16 protein-coding genes and 1 tRNA gene are annotated in these 20,485 nt (G+C 70.0%); 12 read left to right on the top strand and 5 right to left on the bottom strand.

The window, feature by feature from the left end:
- Nucleotides 1-69: 69 nt before the first annotated feature.
- From IG98_RS0113665 to IG98_RS0113655, 3 genes are read right to left on the bottom strand one after another with little or no spacing between them, the layout of a single operon-like run.
- Nucleotides 70-1,062: a hypothetical protein gene (locus IG98_RS0113665; RefSeq protein ID WP_030911025.1), complete on the bottom strand. Its 993-nt coding sequence runs from the start codon at nucleotides 1,060-1,062 to the stop codon at nucleotides 70-72.
- Nucleotides 1,059-2,351 (bottom strand): O-antigen ligase family protein, encoded by a 1,293-nt coding sequence (locus tag IG98_RS0113660; RefSeq protein WP_030911024.1) that lies wholly within the window; start codon nucleotides 2,349-2,351, stop codon nucleotides 1,059-1,061. Before IG98_RS0113660 ends, IG98_RS0113665 begins: the two co-directional genes overlap by 4 nt.
- Entirely contained in the window at nucleotides 2,348-3,565 is a 1,218-nt protein-coding gene (locus IG98_RS0113655; RefSeq protein WP_030911023.1) for a YveK family protein, read from the bottom strand. The genes IG98_RS0113660 and IG98_RS0113655 overlap by 4 nt, the downstream gene beginning before the upstream one ends.
- Nucleotides 3,566-3,876: 311 nt before the next feature.
- Here IG98_RS0113655 and IG98_RS0113650 point away from each other — a divergent pair, with 311 nt between their 5' ends.
- Nucleotides 3,877-5,019: a glycoside hydrolase family 26 protein gene (locus IG98_RS0113650; RefSeq protein ID WP_157594310.1), complete on the top strand. Its 1,143-nt coding sequence runs from the start codon at nucleotides 3,877-3,879 to the stop codon at nucleotides 5,017-5,019.
- A gap of 36 nt (nucleotides 5,020-5,055) precedes the next feature.
- Here the strand turns inward: IG98_RS0113650 and cysC are convergent, their stop codons facing one another.
- Together cysC and IG98_RS0113640 are read right to left on the bottom strand one after the other, a co-directional pair.
- Nucleotides 5,056-6,285 carry an adenylyl-sulfate kinase gene (gene cysC, locus IG98_RS0113645; RefSeq protein ID WP_030911019.1) on the bottom strand — a complete coding sequence of 410 codons (1,230 nt, stop codon included), beginning with the start codon at nucleotides 6,283-6,285 and terminating at the stop codon, nucleotides 5,056-5,058.
- Nucleotides 6,286-6,385: 100 nt separating this feature from the next.
- Complete coding sequence (locus tag IG98_RS0113640) at nucleotides 6,386-7,114, bottom strand: class I SAM-dependent methyltransferase (protein WP_030911017.1); 729 nt, start codon at nucleotides 7,112-7,114, stop codon at nucleotides 6,386-6,388.
- Between the two features lie 381 nt (nucleotides 7,115-7,495).
- On the opposite strand from IG98_RS0113640, the gene mfd reads away from it, so the two are divergent.
- From mfd to IG98_RS0113585, 11 genes are all read left to right on the top strand, one after another.
- Nucleotides 7,496-11,053: a transcription-repair coupling factor gene (gene mfd, locus IG98_RS0113635; protein WP_030911015.1), complete on the top strand. Its 3,558-nt coding sequence runs from the start codon at nucleotides 7,496-7,498 to the stop codon at nucleotides 11,051-11,053.
- 26 nt (nucleotides 11,054-11,079) lie between these two features.
- Nucleotides 11,080-11,739 carry a SurA N-terminal domain-containing protein gene (locus IG98_RS0113630; protein WP_030911013.1) on the top strand — a complete coding sequence of 220 codons (660 nt, stop codon included), beginning with the start codon at nucleotides 11,080-11,082 and terminating at the stop codon, nucleotides 11,737-11,739.
- A 9-nt stretch (nucleotides 11,740-11,748) separates the two neighbouring features.
- Entirely contained in the window at nucleotides 11,749-12,699 is a 951-nt protein-coding gene (locus tag IG98_RS0113625) for a nucleoside triphosphate pyrophosphohydrolase (protein WP_030911011.1), read from the top strand.
- A 392-nt stretch (nucleotides 12,700-13,091) separates the two neighbouring features.
- Complete coding sequence (eno, locus tag IG98_RS0113620) at nucleotides 13,092-14,369, top strand: phosphopyruvate hydratase (RefSeq protein ID WP_030911008.1); 1,278 nt, start codon at nucleotides 13,092-13,094, stop codon at nucleotides 14,367-14,369.
- Between the two features lie 179 nt (nucleotides 14,370-14,548).
- Entirely contained in the window at nucleotides 14,549-14,959 is a 411-nt protein-coding gene (locus tag IG98_RS0113615; protein ID WP_037970169.1) for a septum formation initiator family protein, read from the top strand.
- 40 nt (nucleotides 14,960-14,999) lie between these two features.
- Complete coding sequence (locus IG98_RS0113610; protein WP_030911003.1) at nucleotides 15,000-15,518, top strand: DUF501 domain-containing protein; 519 nt, start codon at nucleotides 15,000-15,002, stop codon at nucleotides 15,516-15,518.
- Entirely contained in the window at nucleotides 15,515-16,474 is a 960-nt protein-coding gene (locus tag IG98_RS0113605) for a Ppx/GppA phosphatase family protein (protein WP_030911001.1), read from the top strand. The genes IG98_RS0113610 and IG98_RS0113605 overlap by 4 nt, the downstream gene beginning before the upstream one ends.
- A 232-nt stretch (nucleotides 16,475-16,706) precedes the next feature.
- Nucleotides 16,707-17,765, top strand: a complete 1,059-nt coding sequence (locus tag IG98_RS0113600) for a hypothetical protein (RefSeq protein WP_030910999.1) — start codon at nucleotides 16,707-16,709, stop codon at nucleotides 17,763-17,765.
- 176 nt (nucleotides 17,766-17,941) lie between these two features.
- Nucleotides 17,942-18,742 (top strand): uracil-DNA glycosylase, encoded by an 801-nt coding sequence (locus IG98_RS0113595; RefSeq protein WP_030910997.1) that lies wholly within the window; start codon nucleotides 17,942-17,944, stop codon nucleotides 18,740-18,742.
- A gap of 171 nt (nucleotides 18,743-18,913) precedes the next feature.
- Complete coding sequence (locus IG98_RS0113590; protein WP_030910995.1) at nucleotides 18,914-20,230, top strand: NAD(P)/FAD-dependent oxidoreductase; 1,317 nt, start codon at nucleotides 18,914-18,916, stop codon at nucleotides 20,228-20,230.
- Nucleotides 20,231-20,403: 173 nt separating this feature from the next.
- A tRNA-Leu gene (locus IG98_RS0113585) sits at nucleotides 20,404-20,476 on the top strand.
- The last annotated feature ends 9 nt before the right edge of the window (nucleotides 20,477-20,485 follow it).

The following is a 20,485-nucleotide window of genomic DNA, read 5'->3' as shown; positions in this document are numbered from 1 at the left end:
CGGCGTGGTCGGCGTGGTCGATCCGGGCGTCCCCCGTGGCCACATGGAGCGAACGGCTCAGCGCGGGTTTCAAAGCAGGGTCTCCTGGGAGTCGACGACGGGGTTGAGCCAGCGTTCCGGCGGTCCGAGGGGCGCGTGGCCGTCGGCCGCGTGCCGGTCGGCGAGCGCGATCAGGTAGCGGATGGTGGTCAGCCTGGATTCGGCGGCCGACAGCCCGAACGGGGCCAGGACCCGCAGGGCCCGCGCCACACAGGCTCTGGCCGCGGTGGCCGGATCGTCGCGGCGCAGGGCCCGCTGGAAGAAGTGGTGGACGGCGTCGAAGCCGAGCGGTACCCCGGTGCCGAACCGCTCCCAGTCCCAGACCAGCAGCCGCCCGTCGGGGCCTCGCGAGATGTTCCAGGGTGTCAGGTCACCGTGCCAGGCGAACCCCCTCCCGGAGATCGGCCCAGAGATCGGCCCAGGGATCGGCTCTGTCCCGGCATCCTGAGTGGAGACTCCGAAGGCACGCTCCGCCGGGACCGGCTCCGCGGGGATGTGGGCGATCTCGGCGATCGCGTCGGTGAGGACACCGCGGGGGATCCGTCCCCGCCGTACCGGGAGCGGGGTCAGCGCCAGCACGGACAGGCCGCGCCAGGATCCGTGGTGCAGTACGGCGGGTGGGACGACCGTCTTCAGCGGCATGCCGGCGAGCAGGTCGAGCGTCCGCGCCTCGTGCGCGACGAGCTCCCTGGTCAGGTCGGTGTCACCGATCTTCACGAAGGCGATCGGCCCGTCGGGGCCGCGCGCCTCCAGGATCGGCTTGCGGTTGACACGCAGGGCGGGGCGCACGCGCAGCGTGACGCGGACGGGGGTGTCGAACACCTCGCTCAGGTGGTTCTCGATGCCGTCCTGCCCGGACGGCACGATGAGCCTCCCGCCGGGGTGCCACCAGGCGCGGGGGACCAGCCTGCGGGGGAGCAGCCGGTGGGGGAGCAGGGTGTAGGGCCTCGGTGCGCCGGGACCGGGGAACAGCAGGTCGATGGTCTCGTCGAGGTAGCGCAGCCGGGCGCGCGCGTCGTTCATGCGGCGGTGCTCTCCATCGAGTTCCTCCAGAGCAGCGCGAAGGAGATCAGATACAGGCTGAGCGGTGTGAACAGCCCGTCGTAGACGAACATGTAGAGCAGGGTGAGGATCATCACGAGAACCCCCGCCATGCCGATCGGGCTCCGGTCGCGCCAGTGACGGCGGACGGCCCCGGCGAAGAACGCCACGTAGAGCACGGCCCCGGTGAAGCCCTGCGTGATCATCAGGTACCAGAGCTGGCCGTCGCTCCCCAGCGGCGGGTGGCCGCAGGTGGGACACCAGCCGCTCCTGCCGGTGGTGATCGTCCGGTGGTTGCCCGTGGCGTTTCTGGTGTTGCCGTAGCCGATGAGCGGTGAGGTGCCCGCGGCGGCGACGGTCGCCGACACGGTGAAGGCGCGGATGTCGTTGCTGTGCGGGCTGTCCAGTCGCTGGGCCACCATCGTCTGCAGCGGGCTGAGGGCGAACACCAGCGTCCCCGTGGCCAGAGCCGAGCAGGCCGCGATGCGGGCCCGCGTGCCCAGGCGCACCAGGACGTACGCGGCGGCGACGCCGAGCCCTATCCACAGGCCGCGGTTGAGCGAGTAGACCACGGGGATCGCGGCCAGCGCGGTCAGCGGGATCATGGCCAGGCGCCTGCGCGGGCCGCCGTACACCCACCAGCCGATCACGAACCAGACGAGCAGCACCGAGATGTTGCCGCCCCAGGCGTTGGCCCACTCGAAAGGCGCCTCCGGGCGGGGGGAGGCGTGGCCGAGGACCTTCTGCACCTGGGCGGCGGTGGGATGGATCAGGTTGTGAACGAAGGGGTTGCCGCTGATCCAGCCGGGGAGGATCAGCTCGACCGGTGAGGTGAACTCGGCGCGCGGGGCGAACACGCCCAGCAGGCCGCCCGCCACGGTCGTGACGAACAGCGCGCCGAGCATGCGCACCAGGGTGAGCTGGGGCAGCTCCTCCTCCGTCAGGTTGCCGAGGTAGAGCACCATGATCGTCAGTGACAGGTAGAGGCAGAGCCGTATCAGGTAGCCGGCGAGCCGCCCGGCGCCGAACTCGCCGTAGGTGCCCGGCGGCATCTCGCCGAGCATCAGCGCGCTGATCAGGTAGCCCGCCAGGAGCAGCAGCCAGAGCCCGAACCCGCGCGGCGCCCTGATCGGCCGCCTCCGCAGCAGGATCAGGGCCATCACCGGGGCCACCACGACCACCGACAGGCCGCCGAAACCGAGCGCCCACCAGAGTGGATATCCCACCAGGAGCGCGGCGATCGGCCAGGCGGCCGGACGCAGCCTCCTCACAGCCGATGTCCCCTCCGCCCGGCCGTGGCCTGCCGTCCGGATGGGACGTTCCCGTGTGCCCCGGGCGGGACTTCGGCGTCCGGGGAGTCCGGTGCGGCCCGGTCACCGCCCGCCAGGCCTGCGAGGGGCCGTTCGGCTCTCCTGGGGCGCGCCGCGCCGGGCTGTGCCGCGGACGAGATGTGCGGGGGCCGCGCGGGGCCGGACGGGAGATCGGGTGGGGCGTCGCCGCCGCCGACGAAGGCGCCGATCACGCGGACTCCGCGGTCGTTCAGGGTCCGTACGGCATTCCTCACCTCGTGCGAGGAGGTGCCCGGCACGGCGACCACGAGCACCGCACCCGCCAGGCCACGGATCTCCTCGCCGCCGAGGGCGTCGAGACCGGTCAGACGCCTGACGTCGGCGGTGGTCCGCAGGGCGGTGTCGAGGCGGTCACGGAGCCAGGCGACCCCGACCCCGCAGAGCAGTCCCGCCATGAGGCCGCTGCCCAGGTAGAGGGGCGGGCGGGGGGCGCTCGGGGCGGTGGGTGCCACCGCCTTGCTGATCACCGATCCGGGGGTGACGGCGATGGTCTTGAGGGCGTCGTACCTGGCGGTGAGGGTTTGGGCCTGGCGGCCGAGGATGTCCTGCCGCTGGAGGGCGAGGGCTCGCTCCGTGGTGCCCCTGCTCAGCAGGGGAAGCGTGGTGGCGACCTTGGCGAGGCCCGCGTTGACCTGCCTCAGCTTGACCAGCACGGCCTTGAGCTGGGCGGTGAGCATCTGGGTGGACGACTCTCGGCGCTGGGCCAGGTAGGCGAGGGCGTAGGCGCTCGCGCCCGAGGCGGCCGCCTTCGGGTCGGCGGCGGTGCAGGAGATCTCCAGGACCGAGGTGTTGGGCGGCACGGAGACCACGGCGGGACAGCCGGGAGCGCCGGACAGCTCGCGGGCCTTCGCCGCGACCACCGCGGACCGGGCGACCTGGGCCTCGGTGTCGAGGTTGAGCGGTTCGCGCTGGCGGTTGGTGACCTGGTTGGTCTGTTCCGGCGAACCGGTGGCGGTCACCAGGACCTGAGCGGAGGCGGTGTAGGAGGGCGGGGTGAGCCGTAGCAGGGCGGCGCCGCCACCGGCTCCGGTGAGGAGCAGAGAGCAGATGATCAGCCATCGGCGGCGGAGGAACGACGCGTAGTCCGCCAGGTCTCCGCCTGCGCGGCGGCCGGGGGCGTCCGGTGACGGGCTCATGTTTCGCGGGTGCCTCTCCGGCGAACAGACGCTGGGAACCCTAGGAACTATAGGTCGGCCGCCCATTTCCACGAACCGATACACAAGATTTTCTTCGCATCGATCCTGCTAATCACGGTAAGATAACGACTATTTATCCGACATTTCCCACCGGCCGTTCCGGAGCTCAGGCATGGACCGGTAAAGTCGGAGGCGAGGCACGTCCAGCCGATGGGAAGGTGTTTCCCGGTGATGGTCGGAGAATGCGTGCGCGCGACGGCTGTGAGGAACCGGTGCATCGGACAAATGGCACTATGGACATAATTCCGCGTATGGTGAGAATTGTCGGTTCGGCTGTCGTCCTGGTGCTGGGACTGGGCACTCTCGGAGTGGGCATAGCGGGGCTGAGCGGGCTCGGCCGGACCTCTGTCGCCTCGAAGACCTCCGACGCCGCGGGTGCCCGGCAGGCGCCGGTCACCTCACCGGGAGCGGAGAGCCGGGTGCCCGCGCGCGTACCGGGCCCGGCAGGCGAGCGTCCACGGGCCGCCTGCGAGGTCACCGGCAGGCTCGTCCCCTCCTGTGGCGTCTGGTGGGGCGTCGCACCGGAGATCTTCACCGGGAGGCCTCCCGGGCGGGCGCTGGCCAGAGCCGAGCGGCGGATGGGCCGCCCGGCCGACATCATGCACGTCTACCACCGGGGGGACGAGCTCTTCCCGACCCCCGCGGAGCGCGCCATCGCCCGCGATCCGGACGGCCGCAGGCTCCTGCTGATCAACTGGAAGCCCTCCCTGGACCACACCTGGGAGCAGATCGCGCACGGGGCGTTGGACGGGCGGATCGACCGGCTGGCCGCCCACATCGTGCGGACCTTCCCGGAGAAGTTCTTCCTCACGATCCACCACGAGCCGGAGAACGACGTCCGGGAGGCCCGCGGCGCGGGAATGTCCGCGGCCGACTACGCGGCGATGTTCCGGCACGTGGTGCGGCGCCTGCGGCAGGGGGGCGTGACCAACGCCGTCACCGTGATGACCTACATGGGGGCGCCCAACTGGGCGTCGGAGCCCTGGTTCGAGAGGCTCTACCCCGGTGACGACGTGGTCGACTGGGTGGGGATGGACCCCTACGTCGACCACCGGGTGCACAACTTCGATGGGCTGGTCAACAAGACCCGGCCCGACTTCCCCCGGTGGTCCGGGTTCTACCGCTGGATGAGTGAGCGCTTCCCGGGTAAGCCCGTCATGCTCGCCGAGTGGGGCGTCTTCGAGCGCCACGACCGGCCCGGGTTCAAGGAGTGGTTCTTCGCCTCGGTACGCGAGGAGATCCGCGACTACCCGCGAATCAAAGCCCTGGTCTACTTCGACTCGCCACGCGCCCCCCGAGGCGACACCCGCTTCGACACCACCCCCGGCGGCCGGCGGAGCTTCGCCGAACTCGCCCGCGACCCGTACCTCGACGCAGCCGTTCCCGCGGGCTGATCCTGACGTCGGCGCGGGCCACGGGGCCGGGATCCGTCAGCGGATCCAGCCGCCCTGGATCAGCGGGTCGAGCACCTGGTGCACGGCCCGGTCCACGCTGATGCCCGTGGTGTCGATCTCCAGGTCGGCGTCGTCCGGCTCCTCGTACGGGTCGGAGACGCCGGTGAACTCGGGAATGAGCCCCGCGCGGGCCTTGGCGTAGAGCCCCTTGCGGTCGCGGCGCTCGCACTCCGCCAGCGGGGTGGAGACGTGGACCAGCAGGAAGTCGGCGCCGACGGCCTCGACCATCGCGCGCACCTCCTCGCGGGTGGCGGCGTAGGGCGCTATGGGCGCGCAGATCGCCAGGCCACCGTGTCTGGCGACCTCGGCGGCGACGAAGCCGATGCGGCGGATGTTGAGGTCGCGATCCTTCTTGGAGAAGGTCAGCCCCGCCGACAACAGGTGGCGCACCACGTCTCCGTCGAGGTAGGTCACCGTGCGGCTGCCACGCTCAAGCAGCGCGTCGCGCAGCCCCCGGGCGACGGTCGACTTGCCGGAGCCCGACAGGCCGGTGAAGAAGATCACCAGTCCCCGCCGGTGTGGGGGCCCGGGGATCGTCACGGGGGCCGGACCCGCCAGGTGCTCGGTCGCGCCGTAGGCCTCGGCCACGCGCTCACGCAGCTCCAGGTCGATGGCGGGCTCCCTGGGCGCCAGCGGCACCACCGCCACGAGCGTGCCCTCCGGCAGCGCGTCACGGGCCTTGAGCGCGGCGCGGACCACCGCGGGCCCACCCTCGCCGTACGCCAGCGGGAGAAGCAGGATCGACGCCTTCAGCTCCTTCGCGGTCGCCACGATCTCGCCGAGGTCGCCCAGCGGCCCGCGCATGGTGACGGCCAGGACCGCCTCCTGCTCGCCCACCTCCTCGCGGACCCGCGCCGGGGTGTGGCGGAGCCGGGCGAACGGCCCGTGCTCGGGAGCGTCCAGACCCGCCACGGGACCGGCGACGAAGCCGTCCTCGCGCCCGGTGACGGTCAGCACGGCCAGTGCCGCGCCCTCGGGATCGCGCAGGGTGATCCGGTCGCCGGGGGCGGCGGGGTGGTCGTCGGGCAGCGTGAGGGTGACCGGCGCGGGCCACGGTGTGCCGTCGGCGAGCGTGCCGTGCTCGTCCACGGAGTGCGCGTCGGCCGAACTCAGAAAGCCGGTCAGCGGGCTGAGGGCGCCGGAGAGCAGCAGTTCGAGGTCGGCCAGCTCGCGGGCGTCGGGGGTCCACTCGAAAGGCGCCGTCATCTGCTCCCGCTCCACAATCCCGATCGTCGGACTTTCCGGTCCCGCCTGCTCAGGATGGGCGTCCCGTCCGGTGACCCCGGCTCCACCGCTCCGGCGGATCTCAGATCAGCCGGGCGAAATGGCTCTGGGGCTTGCGGATCACCATGGTTATCTCGTCGTGAGACGCGGGCCGGCGTCCCCTGGAGAGGACCTCCACCACCGAGCAGGCGGCGCGGGCAAGCTTACCGAGAGGTCCGTTGAGCGCGGGCCCACTGCTGGCTGAGATGTCCTCGGTCACCATCAGCCCGCGCACCAGGCAGAAGGAGTGCATCCCCTCGCGCGAGGCGATCTGCTCGTAGACGGCGGGCAGCGGGCCCACCGTTCCCGAGGGGACGAACCTGCGCCACAGCATCCGCCGCAGCCTCGACGGTGCCAGCCGGTCGCAGGCTCCGTACGCCGAGGCCCGGTCGCGCATTCTGACCAGCAGCAGCCCGCCGGGGCGCAGGCCGGTGAGCAGCCGGTCGAGCACCAGCTCGGAGTGTTCGATCCGCTCAAGCAGGAACGGCACGTAGACGACGTCGAACGCCCGCGGCGGCACCGGCACGGAGCGCAGGTCGCCCAGCGCCCACGAGTCCAGGTCCTTGCGGGCGGACGTGCTCGTGCGCAACGCGGGCAGGTCCTCGTCGATCCCGATGACCCTGGCCTCCGCCTGCGCCAGATCGAGTGGTTCCGGCCATCCACACCCGGCGATCAGGACATCGAGCCGCCGACCGAGTTGACTGGTCCACTGCTCCCTGACCCGCTGACTCAACAGGTCGTCTCGATCGACGACCGACCTCACCTCTGACATATAACCGAGAGTAGTCAATCCAACACGATTCATCGCGCATTTGCCGCTGTTACATGGCGACGCTGCGCGTCGTGGTGAGGCCGCTGGGATCCGGCTCCTTCCCTCGTCGGGGGAGGCCGCTCGTTCCTCGCGACCTCCCCCTCCTCAGTCCAGTCCCCGGCGCGGCCTCACGGGGGGAGTCCCCCAAGGACAGAGCACGAAGCACGTCCCCGGGGTGATTCTTGAGGTGGAAGAACGGCGCGGCCTTGCGGGCTGCGGGTGGTTCCGCGCGCCCGAAGGCCGGAGCACCGGTCCGCGATTCGGTAGCCTTGACCAGGTACCCCCCGTGTCCGTACGGCTCGGGGCTGTCGTGTTGCCGTCGTGGGGCTGTGGGCGAATCTGATGAGTCTTTCCGGACTTCTGGACCTTGTCGCCGGGGAGCCTGAGCTGGCTTCCCTTCTTCGGGATGTGCGCGGGGGCGACTCGTCCGACGTGTCGCTGGTCGCGCCGCCGGCGCTCCGTCCCTTCGCGGTGGCCGCGCTGGCCAGGGAGGGCGCGGAGAAGGCGGCCAGGACCGTCCTCGCGGTGACCGCGACCGGCCGCGAGGCCGAGGATCTCGCCTCGGCCCTCACCAGCCTCCTGGACGAGAGCACCGTCGCGGTCTTTCCCGCCTGGGAGACGCTCCCGCACGAGCGCCTGTCGCCGCGCAGCGACACCGTGGGCCAGCGCCTGGCGGTGTTGCGCAGGCTGGCCCACCCCGTGGAGGGCGACCTCTCGGCCGGCCCGCTGCACGTGGTGGTCGCGCCGATCAGGGCGCTGCTCCAGCCGATCGTGCGCGGCCTGGGCGACCTGCGACCGGTGCGGCTGCGCGCCGGGGACGACGCCGACCTCGACGGCGTCGTCCACCGCCTGGTGGAGAACGGCTATCACCGGGTCGACATGGTGGAGAAGCGCGGGGAGGTCGCCGTCAGGGGCGGGCTGCTCGACGTCTTCCCGCCGACCCAGGAGCACCCGCTCCGGCTGGAGTTCTGGGGCGACACCGTCGAGGAGATCCGCTGGTTCAAGGTCGCCGACCAGCGCTCGCTGGAGGTGGCCGAGGACGGGCTGTTCGCCGCCCCCTGCCGGGAGCTGCTGCTGACCGCCGAGGTCAGGGAAAGGGCGAGGGAACTCGCCGAGACGCACCCCTCGCTGGCCGAGATCCTGGAGCAGCTGGCCGAGGGCATGCCGATGGAGGGCATGGAGGCGTTCGCGCCGGTGCTCGCCGGGGAGATGGATCTGCTCGTCGACCACCTGGGGGAACGAGCGGCGATCTTCGTGTGCGACCCGGAGCGCATTCGCGGGCGCGCGGACGAGCTGGTGCGGACCAGCCAGGAGTTCCTGGAGGCGTCCTGGATCAACGCGGCGTCCGGCGGCGAGGCGCCGATCGACCTGGGCGGGGCGGCCTTCCGCACCCTGGAGGAGATCCGCGACCATGCGCGCCAGCTCGGCCAGCCCTGGTGGTCGCTCGCGCCGTTCGGTGTCGAGGGCGAGGGTGACGGTGCTCAGGGCGGCGGGCCGGACGGCGGGCTGGTGCTGAGGGCGCGCGAGGCGGAGGCCTACCGGGGTGACACCCAGCGGGCGCTGTCGGACATCAAGGGCTGGCTCGACTCCGAGCGGGTGGTCGTCCTGCTGAGCGAGGGCCACGGCCCCGCCGAGCGGATGGTCGAACTGCTCAAGGGCGTCGACCTGCCCGCGCGCCTGGAGCCGGACCTTGAGCGGATCCCCGACTCCAAGGTCGTCCACGTCACCACCGGCCTGATCGAGCACGGGTTCGTCACTCCGTCACTGGCCGTGCTGACCCACCTCGACCTGGTCGGCCAGAAGGCGTCGACCAAGGACATGCGGCGGTTGCCGTCCCGGCGCCGCAACATGGTCGATCCGCTCCAGCTCAAGGTCGGCGACAACGTCGTGCACGAGCAGCACGGCGTGGGCCGCTACGTCGAGATGGTGCAGCGCACCATACAGGGCGCCACCCGTGAGTACCTGGTGATCGAGTACGCCAGGGGCGACCGGCTCTACGTGCCGACCGACCAGCTCGACGAGGTCACCCGCTACGTCGGTGGCGAGTCGCCCACCCTCAACCGGATGGGCGGCGCCGACTGGGCCAAGGCCAAGACCAAGGCCAAGAAGGCGGTCAAGGAGATCGCCGGAGAGCTGATCCGCCTGTACTCCGCCCGGATGGCCTCGCCGGGACACGCCTTCGCGCCCGACAGCCCGTGGCAGCGCGAGATGGAGGACGCCTTCCCCTACGCCGAGACCGGCGACCAGCTTGAGGCCATCGACGAGGTCAAGCGCGACATGGAGCGCCCGATCCCGATGGACCGGCTGATCTGCGGCGACGTGGGCTACGGCAAGACCGAGATCGCGGTGCGGGCGGCGTTCAAGGCGGTGCAGGACGGCAAGCAGGTGGCCGTCCTGGTGCCGACCACGCTGCTGGTGCAGCAGCACATGTCGACCTTCGCCGAGCGGTTCTCCGGATTCCCGCTCAACGTCAGGCCGATGTCGCGGTTCCAGAGCGACAGTGAGGTCTCCGCGACCCTGGAGGGTCTGCGCGAGGGCTCGGTCGACGTGGTGATCGGCACGCACCGGCTGTTCTCGTCCGAGGTCAGGTTCAAGCAGCTCGGCCTGATCATCATCGACGAGGAGCAGCGGTTCGGCGTCGAGCACAAGGAGGCCATGAAGCACATGCGCACCCAGGTCGACGTGCTGGCCATGTCCGCGACCCCGATCCCCCGCACGCTGGAGATGGGGCTCACCGGCATCAGGGAGATGTCCACGATCCTCACTCCGCCCGAGGAGCGGCACCCGATCCTCACCTTCGTCGGCCCGTACGACGAGAAGCAGATCGGTGCCGCGGTCCGGCGCGAGCTGATGCGCGACGGCCAGGTCTTCTTCGTCCACAACCGGGTGGCCAGCATCAACAAGGTCGCGGCCATGCTGCGTGAGCTCGTGCCCGAGGCCAGGATCGCCGTCGCGCACGGCCAGATGCAGGAGCACCAGCTGGAAAAGATCATGGTGGGCTTCTGGGAGCGCGACTTCGACGTGCTCGTCTGCACCACGATCGTCGAGTCGGGCCTGGATGTGCCCAACGCCAACACCCTGATCGTCGACCGGGCCGACAACTACGGTCTCTCCCAGCTCCACCAGCTGCGCGGCCGGGTCGGCCGGGGCCGCGAGCGCGGCTACGCCTACTTCCTGTACCCGCCGGAGAAGCCGCTCACCGAGACCGCCCACGAGCGCCTGGCCACCATCTCCCAGCACACCGAGATGGGCGCGGGCATGTACGTGGCGATGAAGGACCTGGAGATCCGCGGTGCCGGCAACATCCTGGGCGCCGAGCAGTCGGGCTTCATCGCGGGCGTCGGCTTCGACCTTTACGTGCGGATGATGGCCGAGGCGGTGCAGGAGCAGAAGGCCAAGCTGGCCGGCACCTACCAGGAGGACGAGCGGCCCGACGTCAAGGTCGAGTTGCCGATCAACGCCCACATCCCGCACGACTACGTCACCTCCGAGCGACTGCGGCTGGAGGCGTACAAGCGGATCGCCGCGATCGGTTCCGAGGCCGACATCGGCGCGGTGCGCGACGAGCTCGTCGACCGGTACGGACGGCCGCCCCAGCAGGTGGAGAACCTGCTGGAGGTCGCCCGCTTCCGGATTCGCGCCCGCCGTGCCGGGCTCACCGACGTCACCCTGCAGGGCCAGAACATCAAGTTCGCACCGGTGGAGCTGAAGGACTCCCAGCAGGTCAGGCTCCAGAGGCTGTACCCGAAGGCGCTACTGAAGCAGGCGGCCGGTACGTTGCTGGTGCCCGTACCCAAGACCAGGCCTCTCGGCGGCCAGCCGCTGCGCGATCTGGACCTGCTCAAGTGGTGCGGCGATCTCGTCGAGGCGATGTTCCTCGAAACCGCGCGGGTAAAGTAAGCACGTTTGTCGTGAAGGGAACGCATGTGAAGTCGACCCGAGTGCGCGTCATCCTGGCGGTCGCCGCCGCCGGTGTCGCGCTGACCGCCTGTTCTCCGAACCAGATCGGCGCCGCCGCCGTGGTGGGTGGAGAGCGCATCAGTTCCGGCGAGCTGAACAGGAACGTCCGCGAGTACGAGGAGGCGCTGTCCAAGGCGGGCGTCTCGTACTCGCAACTCCAGCAACAGCTCCAGATCCAGGACGGCGTCTCGCAGCTCGTGCTCTACCAGCTCGCCAACGCCAAGCGGAAGGCGCAGGTCGCCACGGGCAAGGGCATGACGACCACCGACGGCGAGCTCGATCAGGTGATCGCGAGCCAGGGCGGTCAGGAGAAGTTCGAGCAGCTGCTGCTTCAGCGGGGCGTGGCCCCCTCGCAGGGACGCGATTTCCTGCGGGCGGATGTACTGATCAACAAGCTCGTCGCCAAGTACGGCGGTGGCACGGATGAGGCCGCCTTCAAGCGCGGAAGTGAGCAGGCGAGCAAGGACCTGCAGGCCATGACGATCACCTGGAACCCCCGCTACGGCGAGTTCAACGACAAGCCGAGCCAGGAGCGGTCGAGCATCTTCGTCGACGCCGGCCGTTTCGGTGCCACCGGGGCCCACGCGGCCCCTGCCGCCGCGCAGTCCGAGACCCCGCAGCAGTAGCCTCCGGGCATGTCGCTGATCATCGTCACCACCTCGCCCCGGGTCGCCCCGGGGCTGCTCAGCCATCGCGCCTGGCAGGTTCTCGGACAGGGCCCGGTCCGCACCGGGGCCGCGGACCATCCGCACCTGCCGTACCTGGCGGAGGCCGGGATCGACGTCGAGGTGGTCGCCTGCGACCCCGCCGCGCTGGTCCGCGAGACGGTGGCGGCGACGGTCGTGTGGCTGGAGGCCGACGAGGCGCTGATGCGCTCCATCGGCCACGCCGCCGTGGCGCTGCAGGACCCGCCGGTGATCGAGGTCGTCCCGGGCTCGTACGACCTGCCGGGCGCGCGGCTGCTCGACCTGGTCTCGGTGATGGACCGGCTGCGGGTCGAATGCCCGTGGGACGCCCGGCAGACCCACGAGTCCCTGGCCCCGTACCTCATCGAGGAGGCCTACGAGGTGCTGGAGACCATCGAGGAGGGCGACCACGAGGCACTGCGCGAGGAGTTGGGCGACCTACTCCTCCAGGTGGCCTTCCACGCGCGGGTCGCCCGCGAGCGGCCGGACGGGTTCGACATCGACGACGTGGCCGACGGGATCGTCGCCAAGCTCGTCCGCCGCCACCCGCACGTCTTCGCCGACACCCGGGTGGAGGGCGCGGGCGAGGTCAGTGCCAACTGGGAGACCATCAAGGCGGCCGAACGCGCGGCCAAGAGCGGCGGCGATCCGGGCTCGGCGGTCGACGGTGTCCCGATGGGCCAGCCCGCGCTCTCCCTCGTCGCGCAACTCCTGCGCCGCGGCGAGCGTGCCGGCGCCCCGGTGGACCTCCCCGAGGAGGTGCCCGCCGACGGCCTGGGGGCGAAACTCTTCGAGCTCGTACGGCAGGGACACGCGGCCGGTCTCGACCCCGAGGCCGAGTTGCGCGCCGTCGCCCGCGCCTACCGGAGAGCTATCGGCGACGCTAACGCGTCGCGGTGAGGCTGTGTTGACTGCGACGCTGGCGCGTCGCGGTTCGGCCGCTCTTACCCGGCTCCTTCCCTCGTCGAGCGGGGCCGCTCGTTCCTCGCGAGTTGCCGGCGCGGCCTCACGGCCCGCTCTCCTCGGTCCAGTCCCCGGCGCGGCCTCACGGGGAGTCCCCCAAGGGAGAAGCGCGGGGGCGCGTCCTCAAGGGTTCCTTGGGGCGGTCTTCTCAGTCCAGTTGTTGGTGGGAGCTGAGTGTTGGGCGGGTTCCGGCGTCGGTGGCGGAGCGCCTTCGGGTTCTCGTACGGAAATTGCGCGAACATTGTTCGGCGGTGTCCCGGTCACCGTACCCGCATATAGATCTCGATAGGCTTCTGCGGCAAACTGTCCTGCGACTTTAGGAGCGCTTCGTGGCTTCCATCGAGGGCGTTACCGCCCGAGAGATCCTTGACTCCCGGGGCAACCCGACGGTCGAGGTCGACATCCTCCTGGACGACGGCAGCCAGGGGCGCGCCGCGGTTCCCAGCGGTGCCTCCACCGGCCAGTTCGAGGCCGTCGAGCTCCGTGACGGCGACGAGCGCTACGGCGGCAAGGGCGTGGAGAAGGCGGTCCTCGGTGTGACCGACGAGATCGCCGACGAGATCCTCGGGTTCGACGCCACCGAGCAGCGCAGCATCGACCAGATCATGATCGATCTGGACGCCACGCCCAACAAGGCGCGTCTGGGCGCCAACGCGATCCTGGGCGTCTCGCTCGCCGTGGCCAAGGCCGCAGCGGACAGCGCCGAGCTGCCGCTCTTCCGCTACCTGGGCGGGCCGAACGCGCACCTGCTGCCCGTGCCGATGATGAACATCCTGAACGGCGGCGCGCACGCCGACACCAACGTCGACATCCAGGAATTCATGATCGCCCCGATCGGGGCGGAGACGTTCCGCGAGGCCGTGCGGATGGGCACCGAGGTCTACCACGCCCTCAAGGCGGTGCTGAAGGAGAAGGGGTACGCCACCGGTCTCGGCGACGAGGGCGGCTTCGCCCCGAACCTGCCCTCCAACCGTGACGCGCTCGACCTGATCCTGGTCGCCATCGAGAAGGCCGGGTACGTGCCCGGCGAGGATGTCGCGCTGGCCCTCGACGTGGCCGCCTCCGAGTTCCACGCGAGTGGCGTCTACACCATCGACGGCAAGGGGCTGTCCGCCACCGAGCTGATCGCCTTCTACGAGGACCTGGTCGCGAACTACCCGCTGGTCTCCATCGAGGACCCGCTGGACGAGAGCGACTGGGAGGGCTGGAACGCCATCACCCGCGCCCTCGGCGACAAGGTGCAGTTGGTCGGCGACGACCTGTTCGTGACCAACCCCGAGCGCCTGGCCCGCGGCATCGCCGAGGGCACCGCCAACGCGCTGCTGGTCAAGGTCAACCAGATCGGCACCCTGACCGAGACCCTCGACGCGGTGGACCTGGCCCACCGCAGCGGTTACCGCTGCATGATGAGCCACCGCTCCGGCGAGACCGAGGACACCACGATCGCCGACCTCGCCGTGGCCACCAACTGCGGCCAGATCAAGACCGGGGCTCCGGCGCGCTCCGACCGGGTGGCCAAGTACAACCAGTTGCTCCGCATCGAGGAGCTTCTGGACGACGCGGCCCGTTACGCGGGTCGGGCGGCCTTCCCGCGTTTCCGACGGTAGTTTCTTCTGGCGGCCCGCACTCGTTCCGGGCGCGGGCCGCACTTCGGGAACGCCGGCCGCGGTTAGGCGTTCCCGAGGTGCGGAGATCGGTGACCGCCGGTGTCGGAGCCGCTGTGCGGGGCACGGTGGACGGAACACGGCGGACGGGGCCGCGAGAACATGGGGACGAGGAGGGACGCATGGCGACACGGCCGCAGTTGACGGGACGGGCAGCGGTCCTCGCGATCGTGGTGTGCGCGATCGCCATGAGCCTCGCCTACCCCATCAGGGAGTACGTCGCCCAGCGCCGCCAGATCGCCCAGCTGGAGCAGGACAAGGCCAGGGAGATCGCCGCGATCAAAGCCCTGGACGACCGCCACAAGCAGCTCCTGGACCCCGGTTTCATCAAGCGGCAGGGCAGGGAGCGGCTCTTCTACTGCGACCCCGGCCAGAAGTGCTACGTCGTCATGGGCGAGTCGCCCACGCAGGGCAGGAACACGGCCGGTGAGCGGAAGGCCGTCGCCAAACCGCCGTGGTACGAAACGCTGTGGGACTCGGTCAAGGCCGCCGACAGTGGCACCGGGCAGAAGGCGGCCAGGGCCACCGGGTGACGCCGATACCCTGGTTGTCATCTTCTTGGGGGTGTCACGAATGGTTGATGACCGCGACGTGGCGGCGGTGGAGCGACAGCTCGGCCGGGCGCCGCGAGGACTGCGAGGGGTGGCGCACCGCTGCCCGTGCGGGCTGCCCGACGTCGTGGAGACCGCGCCGAGACTGCCCGACGGATCGCCCTTCCCGACCCTGTTCTACCTCACGTGCCCCAGGGCCGCCTCGGCCATCGGCACGTTGGAGACCTCGGGGATGATGCGGGAGATGCAGGCCAGGCTCGCCGACGATCCGGAGCTGGCCGAGGCGTACCGGGCCGCCCATGAGGACTACGTGGCGCGCCGTGACAAGGCGGCCGCCGAGGACGGCCTGGAGCCGCTGCCCCGCGACATGCAGAGCACCGGGGGCATGCCCACCCGGGTCAAATGCCTGCACGCCCTGGTCGGGCACGAGCTCGCGGTGCCGGGGAGCAACCCCTTCGGCCGTGAGGCCCTTGACGCGCTCGGTGAGTGGTGGGCCGCCGGGCCGTGTGTGAACGTCGAAGACGTAGAGGAGAGCAAGTGATCCGCGTCGCCGCGATCGACTGCGGTACCAACTCCGTCCGCCTGCTCATCGCCGAGGTCGGCAGGGACAGGCTGATCGACGTCGAGCGCCGAATGGAGATCGTCCGGCTGGGACAGGGGGTCGATGAGACCGGCAGGCTGGCGACGGACGCCCTGGAGCGTACGTTCACCGCCATGCGCGGCTACGCCGAGCTCATCGACCGGCACGCGGCCACCTCGGTCCGCGTGGTCGCCACCAGCGCGACGCGGGACGCCGCCAACCGGCAGGACTTCGTGGACGGCGTACGCGAGATCTTCGGCGTCGAGCCCGAGGTGATCACGGGCGTCGAGGAGGCGGAACTGTCGTTCGTCGGGGCCACCCGTGAGCTGGTGCGGTTCTCGCCCGAGACGGGGCTGCCCGCGCCCGAAGGCACTCGCCCCCCATATCTCGTGGTCGACATCGGTGGCGGCTCGACCGAGTTCGTGCTGGGCTCGACACATGTGGAGGCCGCGTTCTCCGTCGACATCGGGTGTGTCCGGCTGACCGAGCGCCACCTGCGCGGCGCGGGTGACCCGCCGTCGGCGAAGGCGGTCGAGGCGGTGACCGCCGACATCGACGACGCGCTCGACCGGGTCGCGGCCGAGGTGCCGGTGGAACGGGCGCTGACGCTGGTCGGGCTTGCCGGTTCGGTCACCACGGTCGCCGGAATAGCGCTCGGGCTGTCCGAATATGATTCGAAGAAAATTCATCACTCACGAATTACCGCAGGTCAGGTACATGACATCGCCGGCAGATTGCTCGGAATGACCGTCGGGCAGCGGGCGGCGATTCCCGTCATGCACCCCGGCAGGGTCGACGTGATCGGGGCCGGCGCGCTCATCCTCGACCGGATAGTGACCCGTTACGGTTTCGGCGATGTGGTCGCCAGCGAGCGCGACATCCTCGACGGCATCGCGTGGTCCGCAGCCACGTCATAACAAGACCTAGACAATTCACCCGTTTAGGGAGTATTGAGGAAAGCTTCTCGTTTATGGTTAGGTAAAGAAGCTTTAGTGGGACTTTGCCGTGGGCCCGGCACAGCTTGTTGTCGGGGCGGCAACCGTCTCCAGGGCGAATCTTGCTTCCCAACGAACGGAGCATCCCCTCATGAAGTCCGGACTAGCAAGAAAGCTAGCCGCAGCAGGAGCCAGCGCGGCCATGCTGGCAACTATGGCAGTAGGCATGCTGGCCACGCCCGCAGCGGCGGCCAGCGGATCGGGTCAGACGGTCGCGGCCGTCGCCAAGCCGAAGCCCGCGGTGTGGGCGGGCACTCCCAAGGCGTCTCCCTCGAAGTACGAGGGTGAGTGCCCGGTCAAGGTGACCTTCTCCTCGAAGATCAAGGTGAAGGCCGTCAAGACCGAGACCACCGTCGCCTACCGGTGGTTGCGCGGAGACGGATCCAAGGGCAAGGTCCAGACCATCACCTTCCGCGGCAAGGGCGTCAAGAGCTTCACCGTCAAGGAGAAGGCGACCTTCAAGGGCGACGTCAAGGGCTGGCAGGCCATCCAGCTCCTGGCTCCGCGTGCCGCCACCTCCGCGAAGGGCCGCTTCTCGGTCTCCTGTGGCGCCGGTGAGGACGACCACGAGGTCGTCAGGCCCGGTGTCGGCGCGCAGGTGTGGGTCGACGAGGGCAACTGTGAGGCTGCCCTGATCGGTCGCATCACCACCTCCGACTCCCGCTGGGTGCGTTACCAGTGGGTCGTCAACGGCCGCGTCGTCGACCGTGACGCCGTTCACGTCAACGGCTCGCGCAAGGTCTACCACGTGATCAAGCCCCGTGACGACTTCAGGGGCTGGGCCGAGCTGGAGATCCTCAGCCCGGTCGAGACCTCGTCCAACCGCGCCTACTTCAAGATCTGGTGCAAGGACACGTCGCCGAAGGTCTCGGCCTCCGTCAGCGCGCCGACCGACTACGCCGGCACCTGCCCGGCGGCCCGTACGTTCACCGGCACGATCAGCGCTTCGTACGTCCGTGGCGCCGTGAAGTACCGCTGGATCCGCGACGGTGTCGCGGGCGACTGGCAGAGCGTCTACTTCGGCGGTCACGGCCCGCAGAGCCAGAGCGTGACCGACACCTGGACCGCCTCGGCGTCCGGCGACGCCAAGCGCGCGATCGAGATCTACGGTGGCCCGACCAGTGGCGTCGCGGTGGGCAAGGTCTTCTGCAACCCCGCCCCCACCCCGACCCCGACCCCCACTCCGACCACCACCGCGACTCTTCCCGCCTGATGGCCTGACAGTCGCGACAACGCGCCCGGCGGCTGACGCCGGAACGTGTCCGGAGTGAAACAGGCGGCGCCCGCATCCCGCGGGCGCCGCCTGTCGCCTTTTCACCCCGGCCGCTCCGCGGGAGGCGAGCGGCCCGGTGTGCTTCGCGGTCTCCGGCATCGGGCACCATCGGATTCATGACCTGTGTTCCTCCAGGGTCCGGCTGGCCCGGCGATCCAGCCCAGCCCGACACCCCCGTCGCCCACGACCCCGCCGAGGTGCGCGAGCTCGCGGAGAAGAGCGGCACCCTCGCCGAGCTCACGGCCGCACAGTCGGTCTGCAGGGCCTGTCCGCGCCTGGTGGAGTGGCGCGAGGAGGTGGCGACGGTCAAGAGGCGGGCGTTCGCCGAGGAGACCTACTGGGGCCGCCCCATCGCCGGATGGGGTGCGGAGCGGCCCGAGATCCTGATCGTCGGACTGGCCCCGGCGGCGCACGGCGGCAACAGGACCGGGAGGATCTTCACCGGCGACCGCAGCGGTGATTGGTTGTTCGCCTCGCTGTACCGGACGGGGCTGGCCGTACAGGAGACCAGCCTGCACGCGGGTGACGGGCAGCGGCTCGTCGGCGCGCGGATGGTGGCGGCGGTCCGGTGCGCCCCGCCCGCGAACAGGCCCGAGCCGGCCGAGCGGGCCACCTGCTTCCCCTGGCTGGCCCGTGAGGTCGCCCTGGTCTCGGCGGACGTACGGGTGGTCGTCGCGCTGGGAGGCTTCGCCTGGCAGGCGATCTGGCCCGCGCTGAAGGACGCCGGATACGCCTTGCCCCGGCCGAGGCCGCCTTTCGGGCACGGTGCCGAAGTGGAGATCACCTCCCCCGGGGGAGGTTCCGCGTACCTCCTCGGCTGTTACCACCCCAGCCAGCAGAACACCTTCACCGGCCGGGTGACCGCGCCGATGCTCGACGAGCTCTTCACCAGGGCGAATGTGCTCCGCAACTTGTGAACTCAATCACGATCAGAAGATCGACGGGAATTTTTGCAAGAAGAGAGGGTGTTTCTAACCGTCAGCGGAAATTTCGGATAAATTGCCTGGCTTGCGGCTGGCGCGACCGGGGCCGCGCACGTATGCTTGTGAAAGGTTTCACAAGCCTCAAGACTCAAGGAAGGCGTCGAAGTGGACCGCAACTCCAAGCACATCGTGGTGATCGGTGGAGGCTATGTCGGCCTTTACACCGTGCTGCGCCTGCAGCACACGCTCCGCAAGGAGCTGCGCGAAGGAAGCGTGCGAATCACTGTCCTCACCCCCGAGTCCCACATGACCTACCAGCCCTTCCTGCCCGAGGCGGCCGCCGGAAACCTCTCGCCCCGGCACGTGGTCGTCCCGCTCAGGCGCGTGCTCTCGAAGGCGAGGATCCTCAACGGCAAGGTGACCAAGGTCAACCATGCTGCCAAGAGCCTCACCTTCGCGCCCAACGTCGGTACGGCGCACGAGATCGACTACGACATCGTGGTCATGGCCGCGGGATCGATCTCCCGTACGCTCCCCATTCCGGGCCTGGCCGACGCCGCGATCGGTTTCAAGACCGTCGGCGAGGCGATCGCGCTGCGCAACCGGGTGCTTGAGCTCCTCGACCGGGCCGAGAGCGACGACGACGAGGCCCTGCGCAGGCGGGCGCTGACGTTCGTCGTGGTCGGCGGCGGCTTCGCGGGTGTCGAGGCGCTCGCGGAGCTGGAGGACATGGCGGTCGACGCCACCCGCTACTACCGCAACATCTCCCGCGAGGACATGCGCTGGATCCTGGTGGAGGCCACCGACCGCATCCTGCCCGAGGTGGGCCCCGAGATGGGCAAGTGGACCGCCGAGCAGCTGCGCGAGCGCGGCATCGAGGTCAAGATGAACACCCGCCTCGACTCCTGCGAGGGCGGCCTGGTCAAGCTCTCCGACGGCGACGAGTTCGAGTCCGCCACCATCGTGTGGACCGCCGGGGTGAAGCCCAGCCCGGTCGTCAACGCCGGAGACCTGCCCCTCGACGAGCGTGGCCGGATCAAGACGAGCGCCCGGCTGACCGTGATCGGCGTCGAGGGCGCCTACGCGGCCGGAGACGTGGCGGGCGTGCCCGACGTGACCAACCCGGGCCAGTACTGCGCGCCCAACGCCCAGCACGCCGTACGGCAGGCCAAGGTCCTCGCGGACAACATCACCCGCGGGCTCCACGGGAAGGAGCAGATCGACTACCGGCACAGGTATGTCGGCTCCGTCGCGGGGCTGGGCCTGCACAAGGGGGTCGCCAATGTCTACGGGATCAAGCTCCGCGGGCTTGCCGCGTGGTTCATGCACCGCACCTATCATCTGTCGCGGGTGCCCACGGTCAACCGCAAGGTTCGCGTGACAGCCGACTGGACCCTGGCGCTCTTCTTCAAGCGCGAGACCGTTTCTCTCGGAGAGATCGAGGAACCACGTACGGAGTTCCGCGCCGCGGCGAGGACCTGAACTTCTCCGGGGGTGGACACTCGTGCCCACCCCCGGATTCGTCGTTGCCGAGGGTGTGCTATTTCTTGACCGGGTTCCCGAATCCAGGGCGGGTCCGTAGATTTGGAGCAGTGAGTCATGCGACGGTTGGCTTGAGCAGTTACGCATGAGTGGTCCGTTACGTATGATTAGGCGCCCCCGTAGCCCAATGGCAGAGGCAAACCCCTTAAAAGGGTTGCAGTGAGGGTTCGAGTCCCTCCGGGGGTACCGCATTGC

The organism is Streptosporangium amethystogenes (assembly GCF_000721075.1).
Lineage (GTDB): Bacteria > Actinomycetota > Actinomycetes > Streptosporangiales > Streptosporangiaceae > Streptosporangium > Streptosporangium amethystogenes.
The sequence above is the reverse complement of the archived record's forward strand: the minus strand, read 5'-3'. Positions and strand labels throughout refer to the sequence as shown.